The organism is Cohnella phaseoli, from assembly GCF_003386235.1.
Taxonomy (GTDB): Bacteria; Bacillota; Bacilli; order Paenibacillales; family Paenibacillaceae; genus Cohnella; species Cohnella phaseoli.
This window is the reverse complement of record NZ_QRDZ01000052.1, coordinates 1-21,936: the sequence shown is the minus strand read 5'-3', so window position 1 is coordinate 21,936 and position 21,936 is coordinate 1. Positions and strand designations below refer to the sequence as shown.

The following is a 21,936-nucleotide window of genomic DNA, read 5'->3' as shown; positions in this document are numbered from 1 at the left end:
GTGCGAACAGCGTGGATCTCATCTATTATCAGACTTTCCGGGAGGTCGCCTTGCGGCAGAGCTTCACGAGAGCCGCCGAGCAGCTTGGGTATGCGCAGTCGAGCGTAACGACGCAAATTCAGAAGCTTGAGAAAGAATTCGACGTTCAATTGTTCGAGAGGTACGGCCGAGGCTTGCGACTGACCTCTGCGGGCGAAGAGCTGCTGAAGACCGTCACTCAAATGCTGGAGCTGCACCAGCAGGCCAAGGAGAAGCTGGCGAGGCAAGGAGGGGGAAGCTTGACGATCGGCACGATCGATTCGCTTGCGGCCTACTATCTTCCGCCGTTCGTACAGCGGATTCGGCATAGCTATCCGGAGCTGAACATCCGGCTGCAGCCGGACCGCGAGGATCGAATCGTTCATCGGGTCAAGGAGGGGGAGCTCGATTTCGGCCTTATGCTCGTCGGCGAACCGACCGATCCCGCTTTGGAATGGACGGAAATTCGCGAAGAGCCGCTCGTGCTTGTCTCCGCGCCGAATCATCCGCTTGCACGGCTTGACGCCGTGGACTTGCGGCGGCTGAGCGGCGAAGAGTGGATCATGACGGAGGAGACTTGCAACTATCGGATGATGCTGGAGAAGCTGCTGAGGTCGGAAGGCATTCCGTACCGAATCAGCTTGGAGATCGGCAATCCGGAAGCGGTCAAAGGGTGCGTGGCCGCCGGAGGAGGAATTGCCATCCTGCCCCGGCTGGCCGCCGACGCCGAGCTTGGAAGAGGGGAACTGGTCGCGCTCCCGTTCTCCCATCCCGATCTCCGCTTGAGCTTGCAATCGTGCATTCATCCCCGCAAGTGGGTCTCGCATGCCTTGCATACATTTCTGGATTCCCTTCAGCCGGACGGGATCTCGTTTTGATTGAATCGGATGGCAATTTTACCGAAGTAGGACTCGTTCTGCAGATGGCGCAAGGCGTCGACCGAGCGCGAGAAAGGGAAGACCCGATCGACGACCGGACGCAGCGCGTGCTGGGAGATAGCGCGGTTCATCGCCTCAAACATTTCGCGGCTTCCGACGTTGATCGCCTGAAGCCGCGCTTTCCGGAGAATGGCCGGAACGATCGGGAAATCCTCGACCTTCCCTCCGGACAAGAGACCGACGAGGCTGATTCGGCCTCCGACTCTAAGCGAGGCAATGGAGCGCGCAAGCGTGGCCGCCCCGCCCAGATCGACGATATGATCGGCACCCTGTCCCCCAGTGTAAGAGAGCACCGCATCGTTCCAGTCGGGATTGTCCTTGTAGTTAATGCCGTGATCTGCTCCCAGAGCGATTGCGCGCTCCAGCTTTTCGTCGCTGCTCGACGTTACGATAACCCTAGCGCCCTGCAGCTTGGCGAATTGCAGGGCGAACAGCGAGACTCCGCCGGTTCCTTGCACGACAACGGTGTCTCCGGCCTTAACTTGGCCTTCTTCGACGATGGCGTGCCAGGCCGTAACGCCGGCGCAAGGCAGAGCGGCCGCCTCTACGTCGGTCAGATGGCCTGGCGCGAGTACGAGCCTCTCTTCGTGAAATACCGCATACTCGGCAAGCAGTCCGTCAAGCGGGCTGCCGAGCGTCGAGGTCCAATTCGCCTGCGTCGCTTCGCCCGCGATCCAGCTTTGAGTGAAGATTGGGCTCACTCGGTCGCCCAAGCCGAACCGGGTCGCTCCTTCCCCAAGCTTGACCACCTCTCCTACGCCGTCGGACACCGGAATCAGAGGACCCTTCAGATCGGGATTATAGAAGCCGCCGATGACTCCGAGATCGCGGGCGTTTAAGGAGGCGGCTTTTACGCGAATAAGCACTTCATTGGGGCCGGGAGCCGGAATCGGGCGGTCAACGCGAGCAAGTCGGTCCAATCCGAACTCGCCTGGAATAACGAATGCTTGCATGGTTCATCTCTCCTTCTGTCTGGGATAGACTTACCATAAGGCATTCGCTAAACTTTGGTAAGAAGGCACTTTGAGGTCGGTTACGAACCCGAAAGTGCGTAAAGGAGGCGGGAGCATGGCGGGAACGACGCCCGATATTTCCCTGGAAGCTTGCAGCTATAGCCGCGTTCTGGAGATCGTCTCGAGCAAATGGACCGCGCTCGTTTTGTATGCTCTGGAAGGCGGCACGATCCGCTATGGGGAGATCCAACGCAGAATCGAAGGGATTTCACAGAAGATGCTGACTCAGACGCTGAAGCAGTTGGAGCGGGACGGTCTTGTTCGCAGGAAGGTCGTGCCTTCCGTCCCTCCCATCGTGGAATATTCTCTAACTCCCCTTGGCGAGACGCTTATTCCCTGCATGCTAATGCTGAAAAGCTGGGCTTCAGCCCATTACGGGGCCGTCAAGGCCGCGAGGGAAGAATACGACCGCGGAGCTTATTAATCGAGCTCGGAATCGTCGTCCGACTCCGTCTTAAGTACAGGGAAAGATTCACCTGAGGTCTGATTTTCCGTGAGGGGGAATTTGGTAAACTTGGTTTAACCGAGGGGTTGGAGGCAATCCCGTGAAGGGGGAACCAAGGTGACGAGAACGGCGCAGCGAAGTAAAAGCGGGGGCAAAGGACTAGGCGTTATTGCCTTTCTGGCAATTGGGGTCAGTTTGTTTCTGGCGATTCAGTATTTCGGTTTCGGAACGGGCGCGTCGGCATTTGTGCAGGAAAAGCTGAAGATCATGGGATTAAGCGATCTATGGTATTCCGCACTGTATGTGCACATTGCGGGCGGTGTCGTTGCGCTGGGCGTCGGATGGGTGCAATTCGTCGGGAAGCTGCGGGCGAGATCGATCGGGCTGCACCGGACGCTGGGGCGAATCTACGGCGTAGCCGTGCTGCTGTCCGCTGTGGCGGGAGTATTTATGTCTTTCCGTGCAACGGGCGGCTGGGCATCAAGCCTGGGATTTCTGCTGCTTTCGCTGGCGTGGCTGTATACGCTGGGCCAAGGCCTGAATGCGATCCGCACAGGTCGCGACCTTGCGAAGCACCGCAAGTGGATGACGCTGAATTACGCGTTGACTCTGGCTGCCGTGACGCTCAGAATCTATCTTCCGCTCGCAATCGTCCTATTCGGGATGGGACCGTATAACGTCTACTACAGCATCATTGCGTGGCTGTGTTGGGTCCCGAATCTGCTCCTTGCAAGCTGGCTGCTGTCGCGGAGAACTCGTCGGAGTCGTTAACCCAAATAGCCAGAGGTTGCCCTTAGGTCGAATGCGACCTTACGGGGCGGCCTCTTTTTTTGTGCGAGTTGCGTATTTTAGACGATGTTAGCGAATCGTAGGATTAAGTAATTGGAGAAGTCGAGCTAGAATGAAAGGGCATTCAAAAATAAATCCTCTACAGGAGCGAATACAAATGAAGAAACTTTCCATTCTATTGCTAGCGTTTACAATGCTGGCGGCAACGCTTAGCGCTTGCGGAGGCGGCTCGAAAGCTTCCAAAGAAAACAAGCTAGTCGTATATAGCCCGAATAGCGAAGAAATCGTCAAGACGATCATTCCGATGTTTGAGAAACAGACGGGCATTACCGTCGAACTGGTCACCGCCGGAACGGGAGAAATCATCAAACGTATCCAATCCGAGAAATCGAACCCGTACGCGGACGTCATGTTCGGAGGATCGATGGCGGGCTATCTGGCCAACGCCGATCTTTATGAACCGTATGTGTCCCCGAACGATGAGTTTCTGATGGAAGGACATCGCAGCAGAGACGGGTTCGCTACGGCTTACATTGCAGACGGAAGCGTGCTCCTCGTGAACACGAATCTGGTTGGCGACATCAAGATCGACAGCTACGCCGATTTGCTGAATCCGGCCTTGAAGGGCAAGATCGCTTCGGCCGACCCGGCCAGCTCCAGCTCGGCCTTCGCTCAACTGACGAACATGTTGAAGGCGATGGGCGGCGATTATGAGAGCGAAGCGGGATGGAACTACGTCGGCGAGCTGATCAAAAACCTCGACGGCAAAATCGCCAGCGGCTCCGGCGCGGTGCACAAGAGCGTAGCGGATGGAGAGTATGTCGTCGGCTTGACGTACGAAGATCCGTCCAGCACCTATGTTCGCAACGGCGCTCCGGTTAAAGTCGTCTATCCGAAAGAAGGAGCGGTATTCCTCGACGCGGCTTCGGGTATCATCAAGGGCGCTCCGCATCTGGACAACGCCAAGAAATTTATCGATTTCATCCTGTCGAAGGAAGCGCAGGACGCGTTCGGCAGCCAGCTCACGAACCGTCCGCTTCGCAAAGACGCACAGCTTGGCGATTATATGACTCCGTACAGCGACATTAACATGATCGACGAAGATACGAAGTATGTGAGCGAGCACAAGTCCAAGATCGTCGAAACCTATACCGATCTGTTCGCCAGCCTGCAATAAAACCGCATTTTCTGAAAGGGTGACAACGAGATGAGCGTGACGATATCCATTCAAGACCTTGTCAAAAAATATGGAGACGCCACCGTCATTCCGGAGTTGTCCGTGGAGATCAAGAAGGGTGAATTTTTCACCCTTCTCGGTCCCTCGGGATGCGGAAAAACGACGCTGCTGCGCATGATCGCAGGCTTCAACAGCATCGAAGGCGGGACGATCAAGTTTAACGACAAGACAATCAACAACGTCGAGCCGGGCAAGCGGAACATCGGCATGGTGTTTCAGAACTATGCGATTTTTCCGCATCTGTCCGTAACGGGCAATATTGCGTTCGGCTTGCAGAACCGCAAGCTGGCGAAGTCCGAGATTGCCAGCAAGGTCGAGGACATTTTGAAGGTCGTGCAGATTGAGCAGTACAAGGACCGGATGCCGAAAAATCTGTCCGGCGGCCAACAGCAGCGCGTCGCGCTGGCGAGAGCCATCGTCATTCGACCGGATGTCCTGCTGATGGACGAACCGTTGTCCAATCTGGACGCCAAGCTCCGCATCGACATGCGCAATGCGATCAAAGCGCTGCAAAGAGACGTCGGCATTACGACCGTCTACGTAACCCACGACCAGGAAGAGGCGATGGCCGTCTCCGACCGGATCGCCGTCATGAAGTCGGGCGTCATTCAGCACCTGGGCACGCCGCAAGAAATTTACCAGCGTCCGGCCAATCTGTTCGTCGCGACTTTCATCGGACGCACGAACGTGCTGGAAGCGGCGCTGACGAACAATCAGGGAACGCGCACGCTCCGATTCGGGGAAAGCGGGTACCAGGAGCCGGTCGAGCGAGTGAATATTCCCGAAGAGGATGCCGCAAAGCCGCTGCTGGCGGTGAAGGTGTCGGTCCGTCCGGAGGAATTCGTCATCAGCGAGGACGGAACGGGAATCCGGGCGAAAATCGTACACAGCGTATTCCTCGGACAGATGACGCATTACTTCGTTTCGCTGGAATCGGGTCAGAGCGTAGAGATTACGCAAGAGTCTACGAGCGCCCGGCCGTTGGAGTCGAATCAGACGATTTTCCTGAAGGTGAAGACCGATAAGATCAATATCTACGACGCCCGAGGAGAATTGAACTACACGGGGAGCGATCGGCCATGATCCAAGCGCGCAAAAGATTCGACGTCTGGACCAACCTTTCCTTGCTCATATTTATTTTCTACATTTTGTTTCTGGCACTGCCCCTGTTCACGATGCTGTTCAAGAGCTTCTACAACGGAACGACAGGCGAGCTGTCGCTGGCTTATTTCACGAAGTTTTTCAGTAAGCCTTATTATTTGAACGCTTTGTGGAACAGTATGAAGGTAACGGTAAGCGTCACGCTGCTTGCCGCGTTGATCGCAACGCCGCTCGCGTATATTATGTCCACGGTCAAGATCAAAGGAAGCTCCGCGATTCAGATTCTCATTCTGATCTCGTCGATGTCGGCTCCTTTTATCGGGGCGTACTCCTGGATTCTGCTCTTGGGCAGAAGCGGCGTCATTACCCGTTTCATGAAGGATACGTTGGGAATCGCCATGCCCGACATCTACGGTTTTACAGGAATTCTGGTCGTACTGACGCTGCAGATGGTGCCGTTAATTTTCATGTACGTGTCCGGTGCGCTCAAAAATGTGGACCAGTCATTGATGGAAGCGGCGGAAAGCATGGGCTACAAAGGCATCTCGAAAATGAGGAAGGTGCTGCTGCCGCTTATTACGCCGACGCTGCTGGCGGGCGGATTGCTCGTCTTCATGCGCGCGCTCGCCGACTTCGGAACGCCGATGCTGATCGGCGAAGGCTACAAAACGGTTCCCGTCCTCATCTTCACCGAATTCATCAGCGAAGTCGGAGGAGACGACGGCTTTGCCGCCGCAATCAGCGTGATCGTCGTCCTGTTCGCGACCGCGATTTTCCTGCTGCAGAAGTTTGTCGCCAATCGTAAATCCTATACGATGAGTGCGCTGAATCCGATCGAAGCGAAGAAGAAAAAAGGGCTGGGCAATATTGCGGCCCACATCGTAATCTATACGTATACGCTGCTCGCTTTGCTGCCGCAGCTCTACGTCATCTATACTTCGTTCCTGAAAACTTCCGGTCGCATCTTCGTCAAAGGCTACTCGCTGGACAGTTACCGGCAGGCCTTCGACAATATCGGCGACGTGATTCAGAACACATTCATGCTGGCGCTGAGCGCTATCGTCATTATTATTTTGCTTGCGGTGCTGATCGCTTATGTGACGGTACGACGACGTAACGCCTTGACGAATACCCTGGATATTTTCACGATGTTCCCTTACATCGTTCCCGGATCTATTCTGGGTATCGCGCTGCTGATCACCTTTAACGACAAGCCGCTTGTGCTGAGCGGAACGGCGGTCATTATGGTGGTGGCCTTCGTCATTCGCAGGCTGCCTTATACGATCCGGTCCAGCGCGGCGATTTTGCACCAGATTCATGGAGGCATCGAGGAGGCGGCCATCAGCCTTGGCGCGTCGCAGATGAAAACCTTCTTCAAGATTACGCTGCCGATGATGCTTGCCGGCGTCGTGTCCGGCGCGATTCTAAGTTGGGTGACGATCATAACCGAGCTCAGTACCTCGATCATTCTATACACGGGCAAAACCCGAACGATGACGGTGGCGATTTACACGGAAGTCGTGCGGGGCAACTACGGAGTTGCTGCGGCGCTCTCGGCGATTCTTACCGGGATTACGGTGATCTCGCTGCTTGTGTTCCTTCGGATGACAGGGAAGAAGGAATTTACGTTATAATAGTGGGGCAAGCAAGTCGGAACCCGTACGGGGACCGACTTGTTTTGGCATCGTAGCCGGTCGAGGGGGCATCATATCCCCACCAGGCCTGCGACTGACAAGGGGGATTGTATGGGCCAGGAGAAGAAGCGCAACTTTCAGGAATCGACTCGCCGTCTGTTTCTGTTCTATACGATCATCCCTTTCGGTATATTGATCGTGCTGTTTTTTGCGTTTACGATCGTCAATACGAGATTGTCGGTGGAAAAGAAATCGGCGCAGGCGACGCAGACGATGAGTCGATCCATTGGCGAAGTGTACCGGCAATATGCGCTGGAAACGGTGCGAATGGCAGCTTCCCCGGCGGTAGTGGACTATGTGCGCACGCGTGTGGGGAGCGAGAAGGTATACGCCGAATTTTACGAGTTCAACAATCGGCAGCAGGTAAAGAGCATTTTTCATATCGTCAGCCCTGAAGGGGTGTTTCTGGCCACGTCCGCTCCGCCGGACTCGCTCGGCTCCGATCTTGCTTTCGGCAATCTGGTGCACCGGATTGCGGAGAAGCAGACGCTGCTGACCGAGACGAACAGCTTCCGGTACTCGCACGATCGCATTACGAGCTATACTTTCGGCAAAGCGATCATGGACGAGGGTCATGCGATCGGCTACCTGGTTTACCAGCTGTTCGAGACGGATTTGCAGAAGCTGATTTTTCTGCAAAATAACGAAGTGGCGGCTGTCACCGACGAGCATAATACGGTTGTAGCTACGACGAGCAACATTACTAAGGGAATTCTGAACAAGTTCCAGCTCGGCGCGGGCGGAAGCGGCAAGGCGCAGCTGAACGGAGGAGAATACGGGATGAATACGAGAGAAGTTCCCGGTACGCCTCTCAAGGTCCACGCGCTGAATTCGTTAAGATCGGAACGCGACACTCTCGTAACGTTGTCGATTTTCATTGCGGCGGCCAGTCTGCTGCTATGGATCGTGATTCATTTTCTGGCGAAAAAAATGTCGGCCCGCAACGCGGAATCGATCGACAAGCTGGTGCGCGCTTTCCGGCATTTGCGCGTGGGCAACCTGAACGAATACGTCGATATTCGGACGGGCGACGAGTTCGAGACGCTGGGCGAGAAATACAACTATATGCTGGACCGATTGCGGGAGCTGATGGATAAAAACCAGGAGCTGTCCCGGATCAGCAGCCTCGTGGAAATCAAACAATTGCAGTCGCAGTTTCATCCTCATTTTATTTTTAATGTGCTGGAAACTTTGCGTTATGCGATTAAGATGGACACGGGGAAGGCGCAGGAGATCGTAATGCTGCTGTCGCGGCTGCTGCGCTATAGCATCAGCCATGAGCGAAACGTAAAGCTTGAGGACGATCTGGGATATGTAAGGGATTATCTGAAGCTGCAGCAAATTCGGTTTAATGAGCGCCTGCAGTACAGCCTTTCCGTAACGGGAGAGGCGGGAAGCCAGTACGTGCCGAAGCTGATTTTGCAAGCGCTTATCGAAAACTCGATCAAATACGGCTACCGCAACCAAAGCAGTCTGCATATCGATATTCTCGTGTCTGCGGCTCAGGGGAAGCTGGAGATGGAAGTACGCGACGACGGCCAAGGCATGAGCGAGGAACGGCTGGACGAGGTAAAGCGGATTCTGACGGATCGGGAAAATACGACAGAGCATATCGGTCTGTACAACGTTCACCGCCGACTTGTATTGCAATATGGAGAAGAATACGGGATTCGGATCGAAAGCGGGGCGGGAGCGGGGACTCGGGTGATGTTAACCATTCCTTACGAGGAGGACGGGAATCATGTATAAGGTGCTGCTCGCGGAAGACGAGGATATGATTCGCAACGGGATCAAATACAGCATCGACTGGCTGGAAATCGATTGCGTGATCGTCGCGGAGGCGTGTAACGGCGAAGAAGGCTTGGAGAAAATTCGCGAGCTGCGGCCCGACATCGTGCTTACCGACATCAATATGCCGATTATGGACGGGATCGCGATGATCGAGCAGGGGCAGAAGCTGCATACGTTCAGCAGCATTATCATCTCCGGGTACAACGAATTCCATCTGGCGAAGCGGGCGCTTCATCTGGGCGTGACCGATTTTCTGGTGAAGCCGCTTGAGGAGGAGCAGCTGATCAAGGCGCTGGAATCGGCGAAAAGCAAAGTCAAGTTGATGCTGAAATACGAGGAAATCGCCAGCCGTCCGGAAGAGACCGTCGAGGCTTTCCCGAGCTTCGAAGCGCTGGACGACAAGCTGAAAACCTCCAAGAACGTCTCGAAAATGATCGAGTACGTCCAGGAAAACTACCATCGCAAAATCAGCATCCACCACTTGGTGAATCAGTTGGGCATAAGCGCCTCCTATTTGAATCAGAAGTTTAAGCAGGAGACGAGCTACACGTTTAACGACTTCTTGAACCGCTACCGCATTCACAAGGCGATGGAGAAGCTGAAGGCGGGCGACGGTAAAGTGTACACCATTGCACAGGAATGCGGGTTTAGCGACTACAAATATTTCATCGGTATTTTCAAAAAGTATGCGAATTGCACTCCGGGGCAATATCAGGAATTTTGCGAGCGGGAGGGGTAGGGGGAGTTTTTTACTTAAGGGTTTGGTTCGATTTCGATCTGTTCTTTCATTGTGTGGGAAGCCGCTCATTGGTCAATGGAGAAAAAGAAGGCCGGACGACGGCAAAGATGTATTCAATGACGCAGGGGATCGCTACATGCAGCCCACTTCCTCTATTGAGAAGGTCGGCTGCATGCTCGGATAATTATATACCTATCGTTCTAAGCAACTCTTCCAGTTGCAAGTCGTGGGCAATGGATAGTGCGGATTCCTTATCTTCGATTGACCAACTCAAGGTTAGCCCCCCAGATTCTTCCTGATTTTTTTTCCGTCCTTGCATAAGTTTGACATAGAACGTCTTATCCTCGATCTCGACTTCTGTAGAGATAAATATAGAACGATCAGCACTATGAACGTCATATTGTTTGTTTTTGTACTCTAGCGACTCTGTCGTAATTTGGGCACTATTTTCGTGGTCACTTTCATTAATGAAAGGCGTACGACTGATATAAATCTGTAAATATTCGGTTGTATTCCTCTTATACCTAAGGTCTATATCTTGGATGTTCGTTGGAACGATGGTATCAAATTGATAAATTTGATTGAAATCGGACTCTTGTATTTTTTCAGGGGTTAACTGGAAGTTTGTGTTCACACCAACCGTGTCGATAGCGTAGTCTGTCCACTTCTCCGGAATGTTTAGACCTTCGATCAGTTGCTCGACATCATGAACTTGATCAAAGACAGCATAGTTATTTACGACGGCGTAGGACTGTTTTTTATCGCCAATGATCTGATATTGCCCTAGTTTCATTACGCGTTGGGCTTCCTCGATAGTTTGTTGAGCTTTTTCAAACTCGGCAATTTCCGATTCGCTAAGAGGTACAGCTTCAAGATCGGTCACTTGTTCAGTTTCTTCTATATGATGAATGGAAACAACAAAATTGAACAAGGCGGTCACAAACTGCTGTAGTGAGTCGTAGTCGATTTGATCAACCGTGTCGTTGGAAGTATGGATAAAAGGAACGTTCTCTTGCCCGATTGTGACAGCTTGAATCTGTTTCTCTGCGAATGAGTTATGGTCGCTCTCAAAACCGCCCTGTTGTAGTTGAAGCGGAAAATTATGTTCGCCAAAATATCGTTCCAAAGTCGCCGCTAAGCCGGAGTTGGGTTCATTCCCAATGAGCAGATAAGAGCCTCCGTCTTTAACTCCGATACAATCCAGATTAATGTTATAGATTTGACTGTAGATACTGCTTTCTTGAACCTCTTTAACAAAAGCTTTGCTTCCTTGTCGGCCTGACTCTTCCCCATTAAAAGCAACAAATAAAATGTCCGGATGCAGCGGACGATTATCGGAATGCTGCTTGATATTATAGGCAAGTTGAATCAGGGCGCTTATGCCAGTGGCGTTATCCGTCGCTCCTTGGTATTTTAGATCGCCGACCGAGCCTAGCGAATCGAAATGAGCAGATATCACGATAGCCTCTCGGTGATCCTGGCCCCCGTTCCCTTTAATTACTCCGACGATGTTAGATTCAGCCGTTTTTTTTGTTTTAATATCGGATTTAAATGTAACCTTTTCTATTTCAGATTGTTTTTCTTTTAAGAGCTCATATTTTTCTTTCGAGATTTGAAGAGTTGGGATGTCGGAGGATTGAGTTAAAAGATATCTCTTAAACGTTTCCTTAACTACAAGAACCATCAATGGCGATTTATCTTGCAGTTTACTCAGCCCTTCTGTCGACTCCGCAATTAAAATACGCTTGGAAAGCTCTGGATCATTCAGATCAAATGTAAGTTTGCCGGAATTTTCATAATGGAAAGGCATTTTCTGTTCCAGGTAATCTATGCCGTATACCAAGGTGTCGCTGGAGCCATTTCGATAGATGATTTGTAATTCCAGTGACTCGGAATCCGAAATGTGGGTTTCGTGTTCGTAAGGCATAGCGTAAGAATCGCCCAAATATGGCTGTAAATTAATATTCTGAAAATGTTCGGAAATGAACTCCTCCGCTTTTTTATTGCCGCTTGTCCCCGTTAATCGCCCTCCCATTTGAGGTGTGGTCAAATCATGGATAATGGATGGATAGTCGCCTCCGGTAATTTTTTTCTCAGGTGCAGATGTCAGATTACAGGCAGTGAGAGTTAAAAGTAAGGGAAACAGAAAAAGTCGATTTTTTCTTCTCATCATTTTCCTCCGCAGAAATACTTGGGGTTAAAGGGGTTATTTATATTTAAAATCAATTAATCCCTATTTTGATTTTATAACAAAAATTTTTCCATGTAAATATATTGATATATTACTTTAAAAATGTTAAATTGGAAAATGAAAGGAGGTGATTAGGGTGCTTAAAAAAGTAACTCTTTTTATTCTTTTAGGAATTGCTTCGTTGTCTGGGGCGGCTTTAGCTACGGCATCTCCAGTAAACGAACTGTCAGCGCAAGAAGGAACGGTTACTCCGTTCTATATCCCGTGTGACTACTATTCGAGTGGGCAACATCAACATGTGAAAGTTGGATCGAATACTTACAGCCAATCGGGCGGAACACATTCGCACGTTATTAAAAATCAAGATGGAAGTCAACAAGGTGTGCAATGTGCAATAACCAACTGGTATCGGTATGATACTTATGCTTGCGCCTGTGGTAATTCAAGCTATAATACTCCTGGAGTCTTTTCGAGTACAACACATCAGTATCACTAGAGGCGTATTTTCTTCAACCAATACTGGTAAGACAATCTGGATACTAAAATATTAGACAGATGTGAAGCATAACCCGAGAAATGGCGCTTTTATCAAGTGACCTCTCTCGGGTTCTTGCGTTTACAGTCCTACTGGTTTATCAATAAATGGGGACGTGCGCAATATATTGGAGGTAAAATCCAATCTGTTATAGTATCTATATCAGTTGACACGGTAAAGGAGATAAGCTTTATGCAACCTAATTTCAGCATTCAAGGAAAAGTCGCGATCGTGACCGGGGCGAGCAAGGGGATCGGTTACGGATTAGCGAAGGCGTTGGCGGCGGCTGGCGCAAAAGTAGCAGTTACGGCACGAAGCAGGTCGTCTTTGGACGCCCTTGTAGCAGAAATAGCGGCAGAGGGCGGGGAAGCGAGCGCATACGAGTTGGATGTACGGGACGTGGCGGCTATTCGGACCGTGTTCGAGCAAGTTGCGAGCGATTACGGCAGACTCGACATCGTCGTTAATAATGCCGGATTGGGCGAGGGCATGGCGGCGCTGGACGTGACGGAAGAGTATTGGGACGACATGATCGACGTCAATCTGAAGGGCGTCTTTTTCTGCTGTCAGGCGGCAGGAAGAATCATGCTGGAGCAGGGCTACGGCAAAATCGTCAATGTCAGCTCGCAGGTTAGCGTCGTCGGAATTCCGGACGGGGTCGCCTATTGCGCCTCTAAGGGAGGCGTTAACCAATTGACAAAGGTGCTGGCGCTGGAATGGTCCGGCCGGGGAATCTGCATCAATGCGGTTGGCCCAACGTTCATCTACACACCGGGTACGGCGGAGAGGCTCGATACGCCGGAATTTCGCGACCAGGTGCTGGCCCGCATTCCCGCCGGCCGCATCGGCACGATCAATGATGTGGCCGGAGCCGTCGTGTACCTGTCCTCCCCGGCATCGGACCTGGTAACGGGCACGCTGCTGTTGGTAGACGGAGGTTGGACGGCTCAATAAGGGTGAGCGGTGAACAAGATCGATATAGTCAAAAGCCCTGTACCAATAAGCAGCCTAAGGCTCATCGGGACAAGGCTTTTTCTGTTCTAGTTCGCCGCGAAACGAATCGCCCGGCTGATCAGTCCAGGCAGCAGAGAGACGTGGTTGTCATCCTCGAACGAACGGTACTCCACATGCAGACCGGCTCGGTCCAAGACGGACAGACGTGCTACAAGCTCCTTCGCATGGTCGACCATTCTGCTCTTATGGTTATCTTCCAACGAGCCGACAGCGACGAGCAAGTGAATTTCCGCGGTGTCGTCTCCGGCGGAGAAGACGGCCTCCTCTGCAAGGAGGGAATCCTTGTTCCAGTGGATGGAAGGGCTTCCGGCTACATAGGTACGGAAAGCTCCCGGAGAAGCGAACAACGCATAGAGCGTGAATAATCCTCCAAGCGAATGACCGAATAGCGTCTGCTTCGCAGGATTGATAGGGTAGCCGCGGGCAATTTCGGGCTTCAACCGATGCTCCAGGAACGCGAGAAACCGGCGGGCTCCTCCTTGAGGAGGCCAGGTTTTGCCCTCGGGATGGGCGGGCAGCTTTAGCGGATCGGAATCCAGCGTGAAATCGTAATGACGTTCGGACGGAAAAAGCTCCTCCGAAGGGTAACTGATGCCGACGACAATCGAGGGAACGACCCCCGTCTTGTCCGCCCGGCGCGATTGCACGCTGACTGCTTCCACGGCGGTTCCGAAAACGGCGTTGGCGTCCAGCAGGTAGAATACGGGATAACCGGCGGGAGGCGGAGATTGCGTCGGCCTGGCGATACGAATTCGATAGGTTCTACCGTCCTCGGAGGAGATCAGGCGCTCTTCGATGTACATAATTAAGCTCTTCCTTTCCGGCGATGGAGCAAAAAGACAAAGCTAGGCACGCCTAAAATAGCTACGATAATGCCGGCGGGCAGCTCGACCGGGCTAAACAACGTTTTGCCGATGAAGTCGGCCGCCAGCACGAGCAGAGCGCCAACGACGGCGCAAATTGGCAAGGAACGCTGATGAGCTTGGCCGACCAGCCTGCGGGCGATGTGCGGTGCGATTAGACCGATGAAGCCGATGCCGCCGGCGACCGATACGCAGGCGCTCACCAGGCCGATGCCGCTCAGCAGCAAAATCCCCTTCTGCTTCTCCAATTGCACGCCGACGCTGCGAGCGCTGTCGTCGTCCAGCTGAAGCAGATTCAGCGTATGCGACCTCGCATAGATAATGGGAATCAGCACAGCGAACCAGGGCAGGATGGACGCGATATATTTCCAGTTTGCGTTGTAGATGCTGCCTGTCGTCCATACGGCGACCATCTCGAAGTCTTGGGAGTTCATTCGCAGCGTCAGAAACAACGAGATCGCGCTGAGGCCGGAAGCGATCGCAAGACCGGTCAACAACAGTCTTTGCGGCTCCAGACGACCGTTCTTCCAGGCGAACAGATAGATCATTAACGCCGCCATCAATCCTCCGAGCAAACCGAACAGAGGCATGGCCATTACGGAAAACCAGGTGATTTCCCTAATCTGCCCCTGATAGAAATAGAGAAAAACAACAATCGCGACACCTGCGCCCGCATTGATGCCGAGCATCCCCGGATCGGCGAGTCCGTTGCGGGTAACGCCTTGAATGACTGCGCCCGCGATGCCCAGGCCCATTCCGACGAGGACGGCAATGACGATGCGCGGCAGCCGGAATTCGAAAACGACGAGGTCGTAGTCGGGATTAGGGTTGATGCGCAGCAAAGTGCGGACGATGTCTTTGACGGTAATATCGAATTCTCCGTTGGTCAGACTGACATAGATCATCCCTGCGATCATTCCCAATCCGGCAAGGAGCAAAACGGCAAACGACCCTCTAGCTTTTACTTTCACGCATGCCGCCCCCCTTCGTACGGATCAAATAGAGGAAGAACGGAACGCCGAAGATGGCCGTCACTACGCCGACCGGCATTTCGAACGGGTAGTTCAGGAAACGGCTGCCGAGATCGCATAGCGTCAGGAACAACCCGCCGAAGGCTGCCGACAGCGGCACGATCCAGCGATAATCGACTACACGCGCGATCATACGGACGATGTGGGGCACGAGCAGGCCGACAAAGCCGATTTTCCCGGCAAGCGCCACGGCAATACCCGTCAACAGAACGACGCTGGCCATCGTTGCCAGCTTGATGGCAGCGGTTTTGACGCCCAAGCCTGTGGAGACGTCTTCTCCGAGCGAGAGCATCGTAACCGATTTGGCCACCAGCATCGCGATCAACAGTCCTGCGACGGCAAACGGAATGGCCAGCTTGATCATGTCCGGATCAAGCTGGTGCAGGCGGGCGTTGTACCAGAAGCTGATATTTTGCGAGACCTGAAAATATGTCGCCATCGCTGCGGACACGCTGCTTAGGAAAGTGCCGATTACGGTGCCGAGAATTGCCAGAGAGACTGGAGACAGTCGGCTGAATATCGAAGCGGCCAGTCCAAAGACGACGATAACGCTGAAAGCCGAGCCGAGCAGCGAGTAGAAAATCATCGCCAGCATCGACGAGTTGGGGGCGATGATCATGCAGAGCGTGATGGCGAACACCGAGCCGTCGGATATTCCCAATATAGAAGGGGATGCAAGGTAATTCCTTGTCATCCCCTGCATGAGCGCTCCGGATACGGCCAGGAACGCTCCGATCAAGAACGAGCCGGCTGCCCTGGGCAGCCGGGAATGTCTGACGATCTGATGATCGACATTGTCGGGATCGAAGTTTAACAACGCATCGCGAATCGTATCGAACGGAATAGCTTTAGAACCGTAGATCACTGACAGCACGAGCGCAATAATGATGGCGACCGGAGACAATGCGAGCAGCAGAGCCGGCAGAGTAGCTTTGAATTTCATGCGAATCTTCTCACTTATCTTTATAGAGCTTCGTTTGCTTCAAAGCTTGCAGGAAAGCGATTTTGCTGTAGGCTGTACCGCCTTGTGCAATCGGGTCAACGATGTTGACGTATACGTGGCCGTTTTTGACTGCTTTGAGGCTTTTCCAGATCGGATTCTTTTGCAGCTCCTCCAGCGCTTTCGGCTGGTCGGCATTTTCCTCCGGCGAGAACTGCACGAACAAGTAATCCGGATTGATTTCGGCAAACTTCTCAAGCGAAATATTCTGCTGCGCTTTGGCCGCGGCGACTTCCGCCGGTACGGATGCGCCCAAATCTCTATACAGGGAAGGGTTGAAGAACACGTCCTTCGGATAGACGAACAGATTGCCGGCGCGAACGCGGACCGCCAAAACCGTCTTGTCTTTCAATTTCGGAGCTAGCGTCTTCTTGACGAGCGCCAATTCTCTTTGATACTGCAGAACGGCTTGGGTGGAGGCGTTCTTGTTGCCGATCAGATCGCCGAGCAGCTTCAAATTGTTGACCCAGTCGGTCGAGATATGCGAGACGGGAATCGTTACGGCGATTTTGCCCAGCTTTTCGTTCGTCTCGGCCGGGAATTTCGTGCTTGTAAGAATAACGTCGGGCTTCAGCTTCAGAATCGTTTCCAGATTCGGCTGAGTTTTTTCTCCGATTGTCGTAACGCCTTTCGTAATTCGCGAGAACAGAGGGGGAATTTTACCGCCGATGGACGGCACGCCCAGCGGTTTGAAATTCAGGACAAGCGCGTCTTCCATCGACTCCATGGCTCCGACGATGACGATTTTATCCGTTTTGACCGGGACAGTGTAAACCTGACCTTTGTATGTGATCTCCCTTTTGGCTGCGGGAGCAGCACTTGCAACGGAAAACAGACCGAAAACAAGCGCGCAAGACAAGACAAGCGCGGTAAATTTTTTAAACATTCTTTGTACACTCTCCATTCCCTTTGAATAGTAATGATAATCATTATCAATTAAGGATTATAGGCTGAAAAAGAGAATGTGAACATGGACAATTTCCTGATTTACAATGGATAATTTACGCATAGGCGATTTTCCAGATCGTCGGCCATTCGACTAACGGCATGAGCGGAGTACTCTCGCCAAGGGTCGGAGGGCACGAAGTGGACCTTGCTTTGGCGCGTCGCCTTCAAGTCCTGCCATAGCAGTGTGGCTTGGTGCGCTTGCCAGAAGGAAAGCGTCTCGGGTTCCTGGCAAATGTTAAGCAATATCCGATCGGCGTCAAGCTCGGCGATCCGTTCGGCCGTAATCGGCACATTGTAGGTCCGCTTTAACAGATTGAGCTGCAACTCCTCGCACAGCAGCTCCTGCATTCCGCGCGTGGGACAGGAGTAAAATTGCCCCTTATAGTAGCTAAGAGCAAGCAAAGATTCGTCACCCAGCTCTTGCCGGATATTCTCGCCAAGTCGGCGCAGCTTGCGTTCATATTGGACGAGCCAAGCCTCCGCATCGCTCTCGACCCCGATGAATCTGGCGGTCAAACGCAGCTGCTCCCGCCAACCGGTCTCCCGGGAGGGAAGCACAAGCACAGGAGCGATGTCTTCCAGCCGTTCGCGTTCTCCCGGATGCAGATGATCCAGCGTGACGATCGCGTCGGGCCGGCTATCGGTCAAGACCGCTAGATTGGCTTCCCAATCCTGGTTAAAGCGATAGGCGCTCAAGTGGAGCGGAATGTCCGCACGATAGGTTTTATAGTAGTGGAGCGTCCATTTCGGATGAAGGGGAGCGGCATAAGGCATCAGATTTAGCGCCAACAGGTGGCCGACGACCGGAGACATATAGGCTGCGACTTTGCGCTGCCGGCTCTTGGCATAGGCGGAAGGAGACAGGCCGATCGCTTGCTTGAACTTGCGGCTGAAGTAAAACTCGTCCTGATAGCCGACCCGGCGGGCGATCTCGTTCAGCTTCATATCCGACTGCGCCATTAACCGCTTGGCTTGGCTCAGCCGCGTTTCGGTAACGTAGTCGATCGTGCTGAGGCCGTACGTTTTTTTGAACAAATCGACATAATATTTCGGACTGATCTCCGCAAGCCGCGCGAGCTGCTCAATCGTCAGATTTTCGTGATAGTGGGTATCGATATAGGCTTTTGTTCGTTCCAGAGCCAAGCGTGAATTGGCGACCGCATTGCGAGGCATCGGCTGCAGCAGCCGGTAGAGCCACTCCTGGAACAGAGCTTGCGCCCGAAGCCGGTGCAGAGGCTCGCCTCCCGACCAATAGCGAAGCAGCGTTTCGGCAGTTGTGTCGCTCCCTGCGCGAGACGGGGCAGGCAGCTCTCCGCTTGCGGGAAAATCCCCGTCGGATCCGTTCTCTGTTCTCACACGAAAATGAATCAAATAAAAGGAGAACGTTTCGCCGTTATCGGATCGAGCGGCAATCGTCTGTCCGGGCGATATGAAATAAACAAAATGCGAAGAGGCATGGAATTCTTGCAGCCCGATCGTCAAATCCCCTTCCCCCTGCGCGATCGCGAGGATGGCATGGGTGCCGACCAGTCGAGGCTCGAGCGGTCCGTGGGCCAGCCATTCGATGTCGACGAGTTTGAGCCAGAGATCGTTAAGCTCTCGAAAAAGGGGCAAGCCTGGAGAAAGTTGTTCGGACAATGGAGATCGTCCCTTCGGATTGACTTAAGTGAGAATCATTATCAATTAAGGTAGCATGAGGATAGGGAGAGGGTCAAGCTAAAGGTTGGCGGCTTCGCGGTCAACATGAACAGCCCGGCTCTGAACCATAAGGTTCAGAGCCGGGCTGCTGGGCGCTTTGTTGATTTCTTCGAAGCCTTGGTATATGAATTCTAAGTCCGCTCTAGGGCGTGTATGCATACTCCGAGGATAGTAGATTTTGCCGAATTTTCGTTCCATGCAAGGATCTTTTGGGAAGGCGTACCGGGGGTACGTCAAGCAAAAGTGACGCAGCAGGGGGCGAAAAGGCGGTGAAAGATACCTCTGAGCGGGTTTGCATACACGCCCTAGTTACCGTTTTTCTTCTCCATGGCCGCCTTCAACAAGTCGCCGAGACTATTGCCGAGAGGTTCCTGCTGCTTGGAGAACTGGCTGACGAGTCGCTGCTGCTCGCGCTTGTTCATGTGCGTGCTGTCCTTGTTCAACGTCTCCGTTAACCCGCATGGCAAGCACTGTACGTATTTTCCCGCTTTGCCTTCTTTAAGCACCATCTTCTTGTGGCACTGAGGACAGCGCCGGTTCGAGAGCTGCTGATCGCCGGAGCGTCGGTAGCCGCAGTCGTCGTTGGGGCAGGTGAGCAGCAGTCCGCGCTTCGTTTTCTTCTCCAGCATCCGCGTGCCGCAATCCGGACAGTGGCTGGCAGACACATTATGGGGTACATAGGAAGCGTTGCTGTTCTTGACTCCGCCGACTAATTCCCGAGCCATGTCGCGTATGCCTTTCAGGAACGGATCGGCTTTGCCTTGACCGCGCGCGATGCGTTCAAGCTCCGCCTCCCAGCGGGCCGTCAGGTCCGGCGAGCGCAGATCGGCCGGAGCGAGCTCGATGAGCTGCTTGCCTTTGCCGGTCGGGTGGAGCGAATTGCCCTGCCGATCGATCGTATCCGAGCTGACCAGCTTCTCGATAATATCCGCACGTGTGGCGGGAGTGCCCAAGCCGTGCTTCTCCATTTGCGTCAGCAAGGCAGCCTCGGTATACCGCTTCGGAGGAGAAGTTCTGCCGGTCTGAATCCGGCACAGCTTCACTTCAAGCGCTTCGCCCTCCCTCAGCTCAGGCAGCAGCGTATCCTTATCGTCCGCGGAATCGTCGCTCTCCTCGTCTTCCATCGATTGACCGTCGTAGACGGCTCTCCAGCCGGCATCCTTGATCGTTGTGCCCTTGGCGGACAGCGTCTCTCCGACCGCTTGAACGATCACGGCCACCTGATCGAAGCGGGCTGGTCCGTAAAACAAGCTGATAAACCGCCGCACGATCAGATCGTACAGCCTCCGCTCCTCGTTGCTTAGCGCATTCAGCATGACGACCTGCTCCGTCGGGATAATGGCGTGGTGGTCGGTCACCTTGCTGTCGTCGACGATCCGCTTGCTTATCGGCAGCTGGCCGCGCAGCAGAGGTCGGGCGAGCGGCGCATACGGCCCGATAGCAACGGCGGATAAACGTTCCTTCAGCGTACCTGTCATATCCGATGTCAGGTAGCGGGAATCGGTGCGCGGATAGGTGACCAGCTTGTGCTGTTCGTAGAGCCGCTGCAGCACGTTCGACGTCATTTTAGCCGAGAAGCCGAGCAGACGGTTCGCGTCCCGCTGCAGCTCCGTCAGATCGTAAGCGAGCGGGTGCGGCACCGATTTCTCGCTTTTCTTCAGCGAGACGATTTTGCCTGTTTTACCGGACAGCTTATCCTGCAATTCCTTGGCCTTCGCCGCATCGAAAATCCGCGAATCCCCGTTCGGTCCGCGCCATAACGCCTCGAATTTGCCCAGATTCACGCGCAGTTGGCTGAACTCCTCCGAACGGAACGACAAAATCTCCTTTTCCCGCTGCATGATCATGCCCAGCGTAGGCGTCTGCACGCGTCCGGCGGAGAGCGGCGAGCCGAATTTGCATGTCAGGGCGCGCGTGACGTTCAGCCCGATCATCCAATCCGCCTCGGCGCGGCAGCGCGCGGATTGGTACAGCCGCTCGTACTGGCTGCCCGGCTTCAGCGAGGCGAAGCCTTCCTTGATCGCCTTGTCGGTCTGTGAGGAGATCCACAGCCGCTGGAACGGCTTTTTCCATTTCACCATGTCTATGATCCAGCGGGCCAACAGCTCCCCTTCCCGCGCCGCATCCGTCGCCACAATCAGCTCTCCGATATCCGGTCGGCGCATCAATTGCTGCACCGCCTTGAACTGGTGGCTGCTCTCGCGCAGTACCTTCAGCTTCATGCTCTCAGGCAGAATCGGCAAATCCTCCAGCGCCCAGCTTCCAAGCTTGGAATCGTAGTCCTCCGGCTCGGCCAAGCCGACGAGATGTCCCAGGGCCCAGGTTACGACGTATTTCGGTCCTTCGATATAACTCTTATTTTTATTATGGCTGCCCATCACCCGTGCGATCTCGCGCGCGACCGACGGCTTTTCCGCCAATACCAATGTTTTCATAATTTGTCGAGTCCCCTTCCTTTGTTCATTATACTATCGGGACGCGAAAATTGCAGGGCGGCTCGGGGAAGGGGAGTAACGTTTTATTGTGAGATGACGATATAACCAGTAAAGGGCAGTTGGCAATTAGGGCAAACAATCGATACAGGCTGGAGAACCATTGTCCATGTGTCAGATGAAATCAGAAGTAGGAGTATATTTGAAAATTACGTTTCCGGCCAAGTGCCTTGATGCGGCCCAAGCAGCGGAGTGAAGGCCAAGAAAGTGCCTTGATGCTGCCCAAGCTATGGAGTGAAGGCCAAGAATGTCACTAGTCATGCATCAAACCTAACATGAAAAAAACGATCTCCATAATTACCTGTATAAGGAATATTATGATTGTTTTCTCGTAGCCAAACGCATTAAAGCTCCTTTATTGTAGAAATGACGCGTTATCCATCATTTCTCCAAAAAAGG

At 53.3% G+C, this 21,936-nt stretch carries 18 protein-coding genes; 10 read left to right on the top strand and 8 right to left on the bottom strand.

All coding sequences use genetic code 11. The annotated features are described in order from the left end of the window. Window positions 1–11 precede the first annotated feature (11 nt). Complete coding sequence (locus DFP98_RS36705; RefSeq protein ID WP_116065609.1) at window positions 12–896, top strand: LysR family transcriptional regulator; 885 nt, start codon at window positions 12–14, stop codon at window positions 894–896. Here the strand turns inward: DFP98_RS36705 and DFP98_RS36700 are convergent. After that, on the bottom strand, window positions 872–1,909 hold the full coding sequence (locus DFP98_RS36700; protein ID WP_116065608.1) for a zinc-dependent alcohol dehydrogenase family protein: 1,038 nt from the start codon (window positions 1,907–1,909) through the stop codon (window positions 872–874). The genes DFP98_RS36705 and DFP98_RS36700 overlap by 25 nt on opposite strands. A gap of 115 nt (window positions 1,910–2,024) precedes the next feature. On the opposite strand from DFP98_RS36700, the gene DFP98_RS36695 reads away from it, so the two are divergent. From DFP98_RS36695 to DFP98_RS36665, 7 genes are all read left to right on the top strand, one after another. Continuing rightward, on the top strand, window positions 2,025–2,393 hold the full coding sequence (locus DFP98_RS36695; RefSeq protein WP_116065607.1) for a winged helix-turn-helix transcriptional regulator: 369 nt from the start codon (window positions 2,025–2,027) through the stop codon (window positions 2,391–2,393). A 138-nt stretch (window positions 2,394–2,531) separates the two neighbouring features. After that, the gene (locus tag DFP98_RS36690) at window positions 2,532–3,185 is read left to right on the top strand and encodes a DUF2306 domain-containing protein (RefSeq protein ID WP_116065606.1); all 654 of its coding nucleotides are present in this window, start codon (window positions 2,532–2,534) and stop codon (window positions 3,183–3,185) included. A 175-nt stretch (window positions 3,186–3,360) separates the two neighbouring features. Then, on the top strand, window positions 3,361–4,380 hold the full coding sequence (locus DFP98_RS36685; protein ID WP_116065605.1) for an ABC transporter substrate-binding protein: 1,020 nt from the start codon (window positions 3,361–3,363) through the stop codon (window positions 4,378–4,380). Window positions 4,381–4,410: 30 nt separating this feature from the next. Continuing rightward, a complete protein-coding gene (locus DFP98_RS36680; RefSeq protein WP_116065604.1) occupies window positions 4,411–5,523 on the top strand; it encodes an ABC transporter ATP-binding protein in 1,113 nt (370 codons plus the stop codon). Further along, window positions 5,520–7,175: an ABC transporter permease gene (locus DFP98_RS36675; protein WP_116065603.1), complete on the top strand. Its 1,656-nt coding sequence runs from the start codon at window positions 5,520–5,522 to the stop codon at window positions 7,173–7,175. Before DFP98_RS36680 ends, DFP98_RS36675 begins: the two co-directional genes overlap by 4 nt. A gap of 111 nt (window positions 7,176–7,286) precedes the next feature. Beyond that, entirely contained in the window at window positions 7,287–8,984 is a 1,698-nt protein-coding gene (locus DFP98_RS36670) for a sensor histidine kinase (protein ID WP_116065602.1), read from the top strand. Continuing rightward, window positions 8,977–9,765, top strand: coding sequence for a response regulator transcription factor (locus DFP98_RS36665; RefSeq protein WP_116065601.1), 789 nt, complete (start codon window positions 8,977–8,979; stop codon window positions 9,763–9,765). Before DFP98_RS36670 ends, DFP98_RS36665 begins: the two co-directional genes overlap by 8 nt. A gap of 184 nt (window positions 9,766–9,949) precedes the next feature. Here the strand turns inward: DFP98_RS36665 and DFP98_RS36660 are convergent, their stop codons facing one another. Beyond that, window positions 9,950–11,935, bottom strand: coding sequence for a M28 family metallopeptidase (locus DFP98_RS36660; protein ID WP_181918161.1), 1,986 nt, complete (start codon window positions 11,933–11,935; stop codon window positions 9,950–9,952). A gap of 157 nt (window positions 11,936–12,092) precedes the next feature. On the opposite strand from DFP98_RS36660, the gene DFP98_RS38790 reads away from it, so the two are divergent. Both DFP98_RS38790 and DFP98_RS36655 read left to right on the top strand, forming a co-directional pair. After that, window positions 12,093–12,452, top strand: a complete 360-nt coding sequence (locus DFP98_RS38790; protein ID WP_147310334.1) for a hypothetical protein — start codon at window positions 12,093–12,095, stop codon at window positions 12,450–12,452. A gap of 231 nt (window positions 12,453–12,683) precedes the next feature. Beyond that, window positions 12,684–13,445, top strand: coding sequence for an SDR family NAD(P)-dependent oxidoreductase (locus tag DFP98_RS36655; RefSeq protein ID WP_116065599.1), 762 nt, complete (start codon window positions 12,684–12,686; stop codon window positions 13,443–13,445). An 86-nt stretch (window positions 13,446–13,531) separates the two neighbouring features. Here DFP98_RS36655 and DFP98_RS36650 read toward each other — a convergent pair whose 3' ends face one another. From DFP98_RS36650 to DFP98_RS36620, 6 genes are all read right to left on the bottom strand, one after another. Further along, window positions 13,532–14,308 (bottom strand): alpha/beta hydrolase, encoded by a 777-nt coding sequence (locus tag DFP98_RS36650; protein ID WP_116065598.1) that lies wholly within the window; start codon window positions 14,306–14,308, stop codon window positions 13,532–13,534. Window positions 14,309–14,310: 2 nt separating this feature from the next. Further along, window positions 14,311–15,285: a FecCD family ABC transporter permease gene (locus tag DFP98_RS36645; protein ID WP_116065631.1), complete on the bottom strand. Its 975-nt coding sequence runs from the start codon at window positions 15,283–15,285 to the stop codon at window positions 14,311–14,313. Between the two features lie 37 nt (window positions 15,286–15,322). Beyond that, entirely contained in the window at window positions 15,323–16,342 is a 1,020-nt protein-coding gene (locus DFP98_RS36640) for a FecCD family ABC transporter permease (protein WP_116065597.1), read from the bottom strand. Window positions 16,343–16,352: 10 nt separating this feature from the next. After that, on the bottom strand, window positions 16,353–17,285 hold the full coding sequence (locus DFP98_RS36635) for an ABC transporter substrate-binding protein (RefSeq protein WP_116065596.1): 933 nt from the start codon (window positions 17,283–17,285) through the stop codon (window positions 16,353–16,355). Between the two features lie 101 nt (window positions 17,286–17,386). After that, window positions 17,387–18,985 (bottom strand): AraC family transcriptional regulator, encoded by a 1,599-nt coding sequence (locus tag DFP98_RS36630; RefSeq protein ID WP_116065595.1) that lies wholly within the window; start codon window positions 18,983–18,985, stop codon window positions 17,387–17,389. A 365-nt stretch (window positions 18,986–19,350) separates the two neighbouring features. Continuing rightward, window positions 19,351–21,480 carry a DNA topoisomerase 3 gene (locus DFP98_RS36620; protein WP_116065593.1) on the bottom strand — a complete coding sequence of 710 codons (2,130 nt, stop codon included), beginning with the start codon at window positions 21,478–21,480 and terminating at the stop codon, window positions 19,351–19,353. Window positions 21,481–21,936 lie beyond the last annotated feature (456 nt).

Excerpts from the sequence above, each read along its gene's own strand:
- DFP98_RS36700 (WP_116065608.1), bottom strand. The coding sequence starts at position 1,909 with ATGCAAGCATTCGTTATTCCAGGCGAGTTCGGATTGGACCGACTTGCT.
- DFP98_RS36695 (WP_116065607.1), top strand. The coding sequence starts at position 2,025 with ATGGCGGGAACGACGCCCGATATTTCCCTGGAAGCTTGCAGCTATAGC.
- DFP98_RS36685 (WP_116065605.1), top strand. The coding sequence starts at position 3,361 with ATGAAGAAACTTTCCATTCTATTGCTAGCGTTTACAATGCTGGCGGCA.
- DFP98_RS36680 (WP_116065604.1), top strand. The coding sequence starts at position 4,411 with ATGAGCGTGACGATATCCATTCAAGACCTTGTCAAAAAATATGGAGAC.
- DFP98_RS36675 (WP_116065603.1), top strand. The coding sequence starts at position 5,520 with ATGATCCAAGCGCGCAAAAGATTCGACGTCTGGACCAACCTTTCCTTG.
- DFP98_RS36670 (WP_116065602.1), top strand. The coding sequence starts at position 7,287 with ATGGGCCAGGAGAAGAAGCGCAACTTTCAGGAATCGACTCGCCGTCTG.
- DFP98_RS36665 (WP_116065601.1), top strand. The coding sequence starts at position 8,977 with ATGTATAAGGTGCTGCTCGCGGAAGACGAGGATATGATTCGCAACGGG.
- DFP98_RS36660 (WP_181918161.1), bottom strand. The coding sequence starts at position 11,935 with ATGAGAAGAAAAAATCGACTTTTTCTGTTTCCCTTACTTTTAACTCTC.
- DFP98_RS36655 (WP_116065599.1), top strand. The coding sequence starts at position 12,684 with ATGCAACCTAATTTCAGCATTCAAGGAAAAGTCGCGATCGTGACCGGG.
- DFP98_RS36650 (WP_116065598.1), bottom strand. The coding sequence starts at position 14,308 with ATGTACATCGAAGAGCGCCTGATCTCCTCCGAGGACGGTAGAACCTAT.
- DFP98_RS36645 (WP_116065631.1), bottom strand. The coding sequence starts at position 15,285 with ATGATCGCAGGGATGATCTATGTCAGTCTGACCAACGGAGAATTCGAT.
- DFP98_RS36640 (WP_116065597.1), bottom strand. The coding sequence starts at position 16,342 with ATGAAATTCAAAGCTACTCTGCCGGCTCTGCTGCTCGCATTGTCTCCG.
- DFP98_RS36635 (WP_116065596.1), bottom strand. The coding sequence starts at position 17,285 with ATGTTTAAAAAATTTACCGCGCTTGTCTTGTCTTGCGCGCTTGTTTTC.
- DFP98_RS36620 (WP_116065593.1), bottom strand. The coding sequence starts at position 21,480 with ATGAAAACATTGGTATTGGCGGAAAAGCCGTCGGTCGCGCGCGAGATC.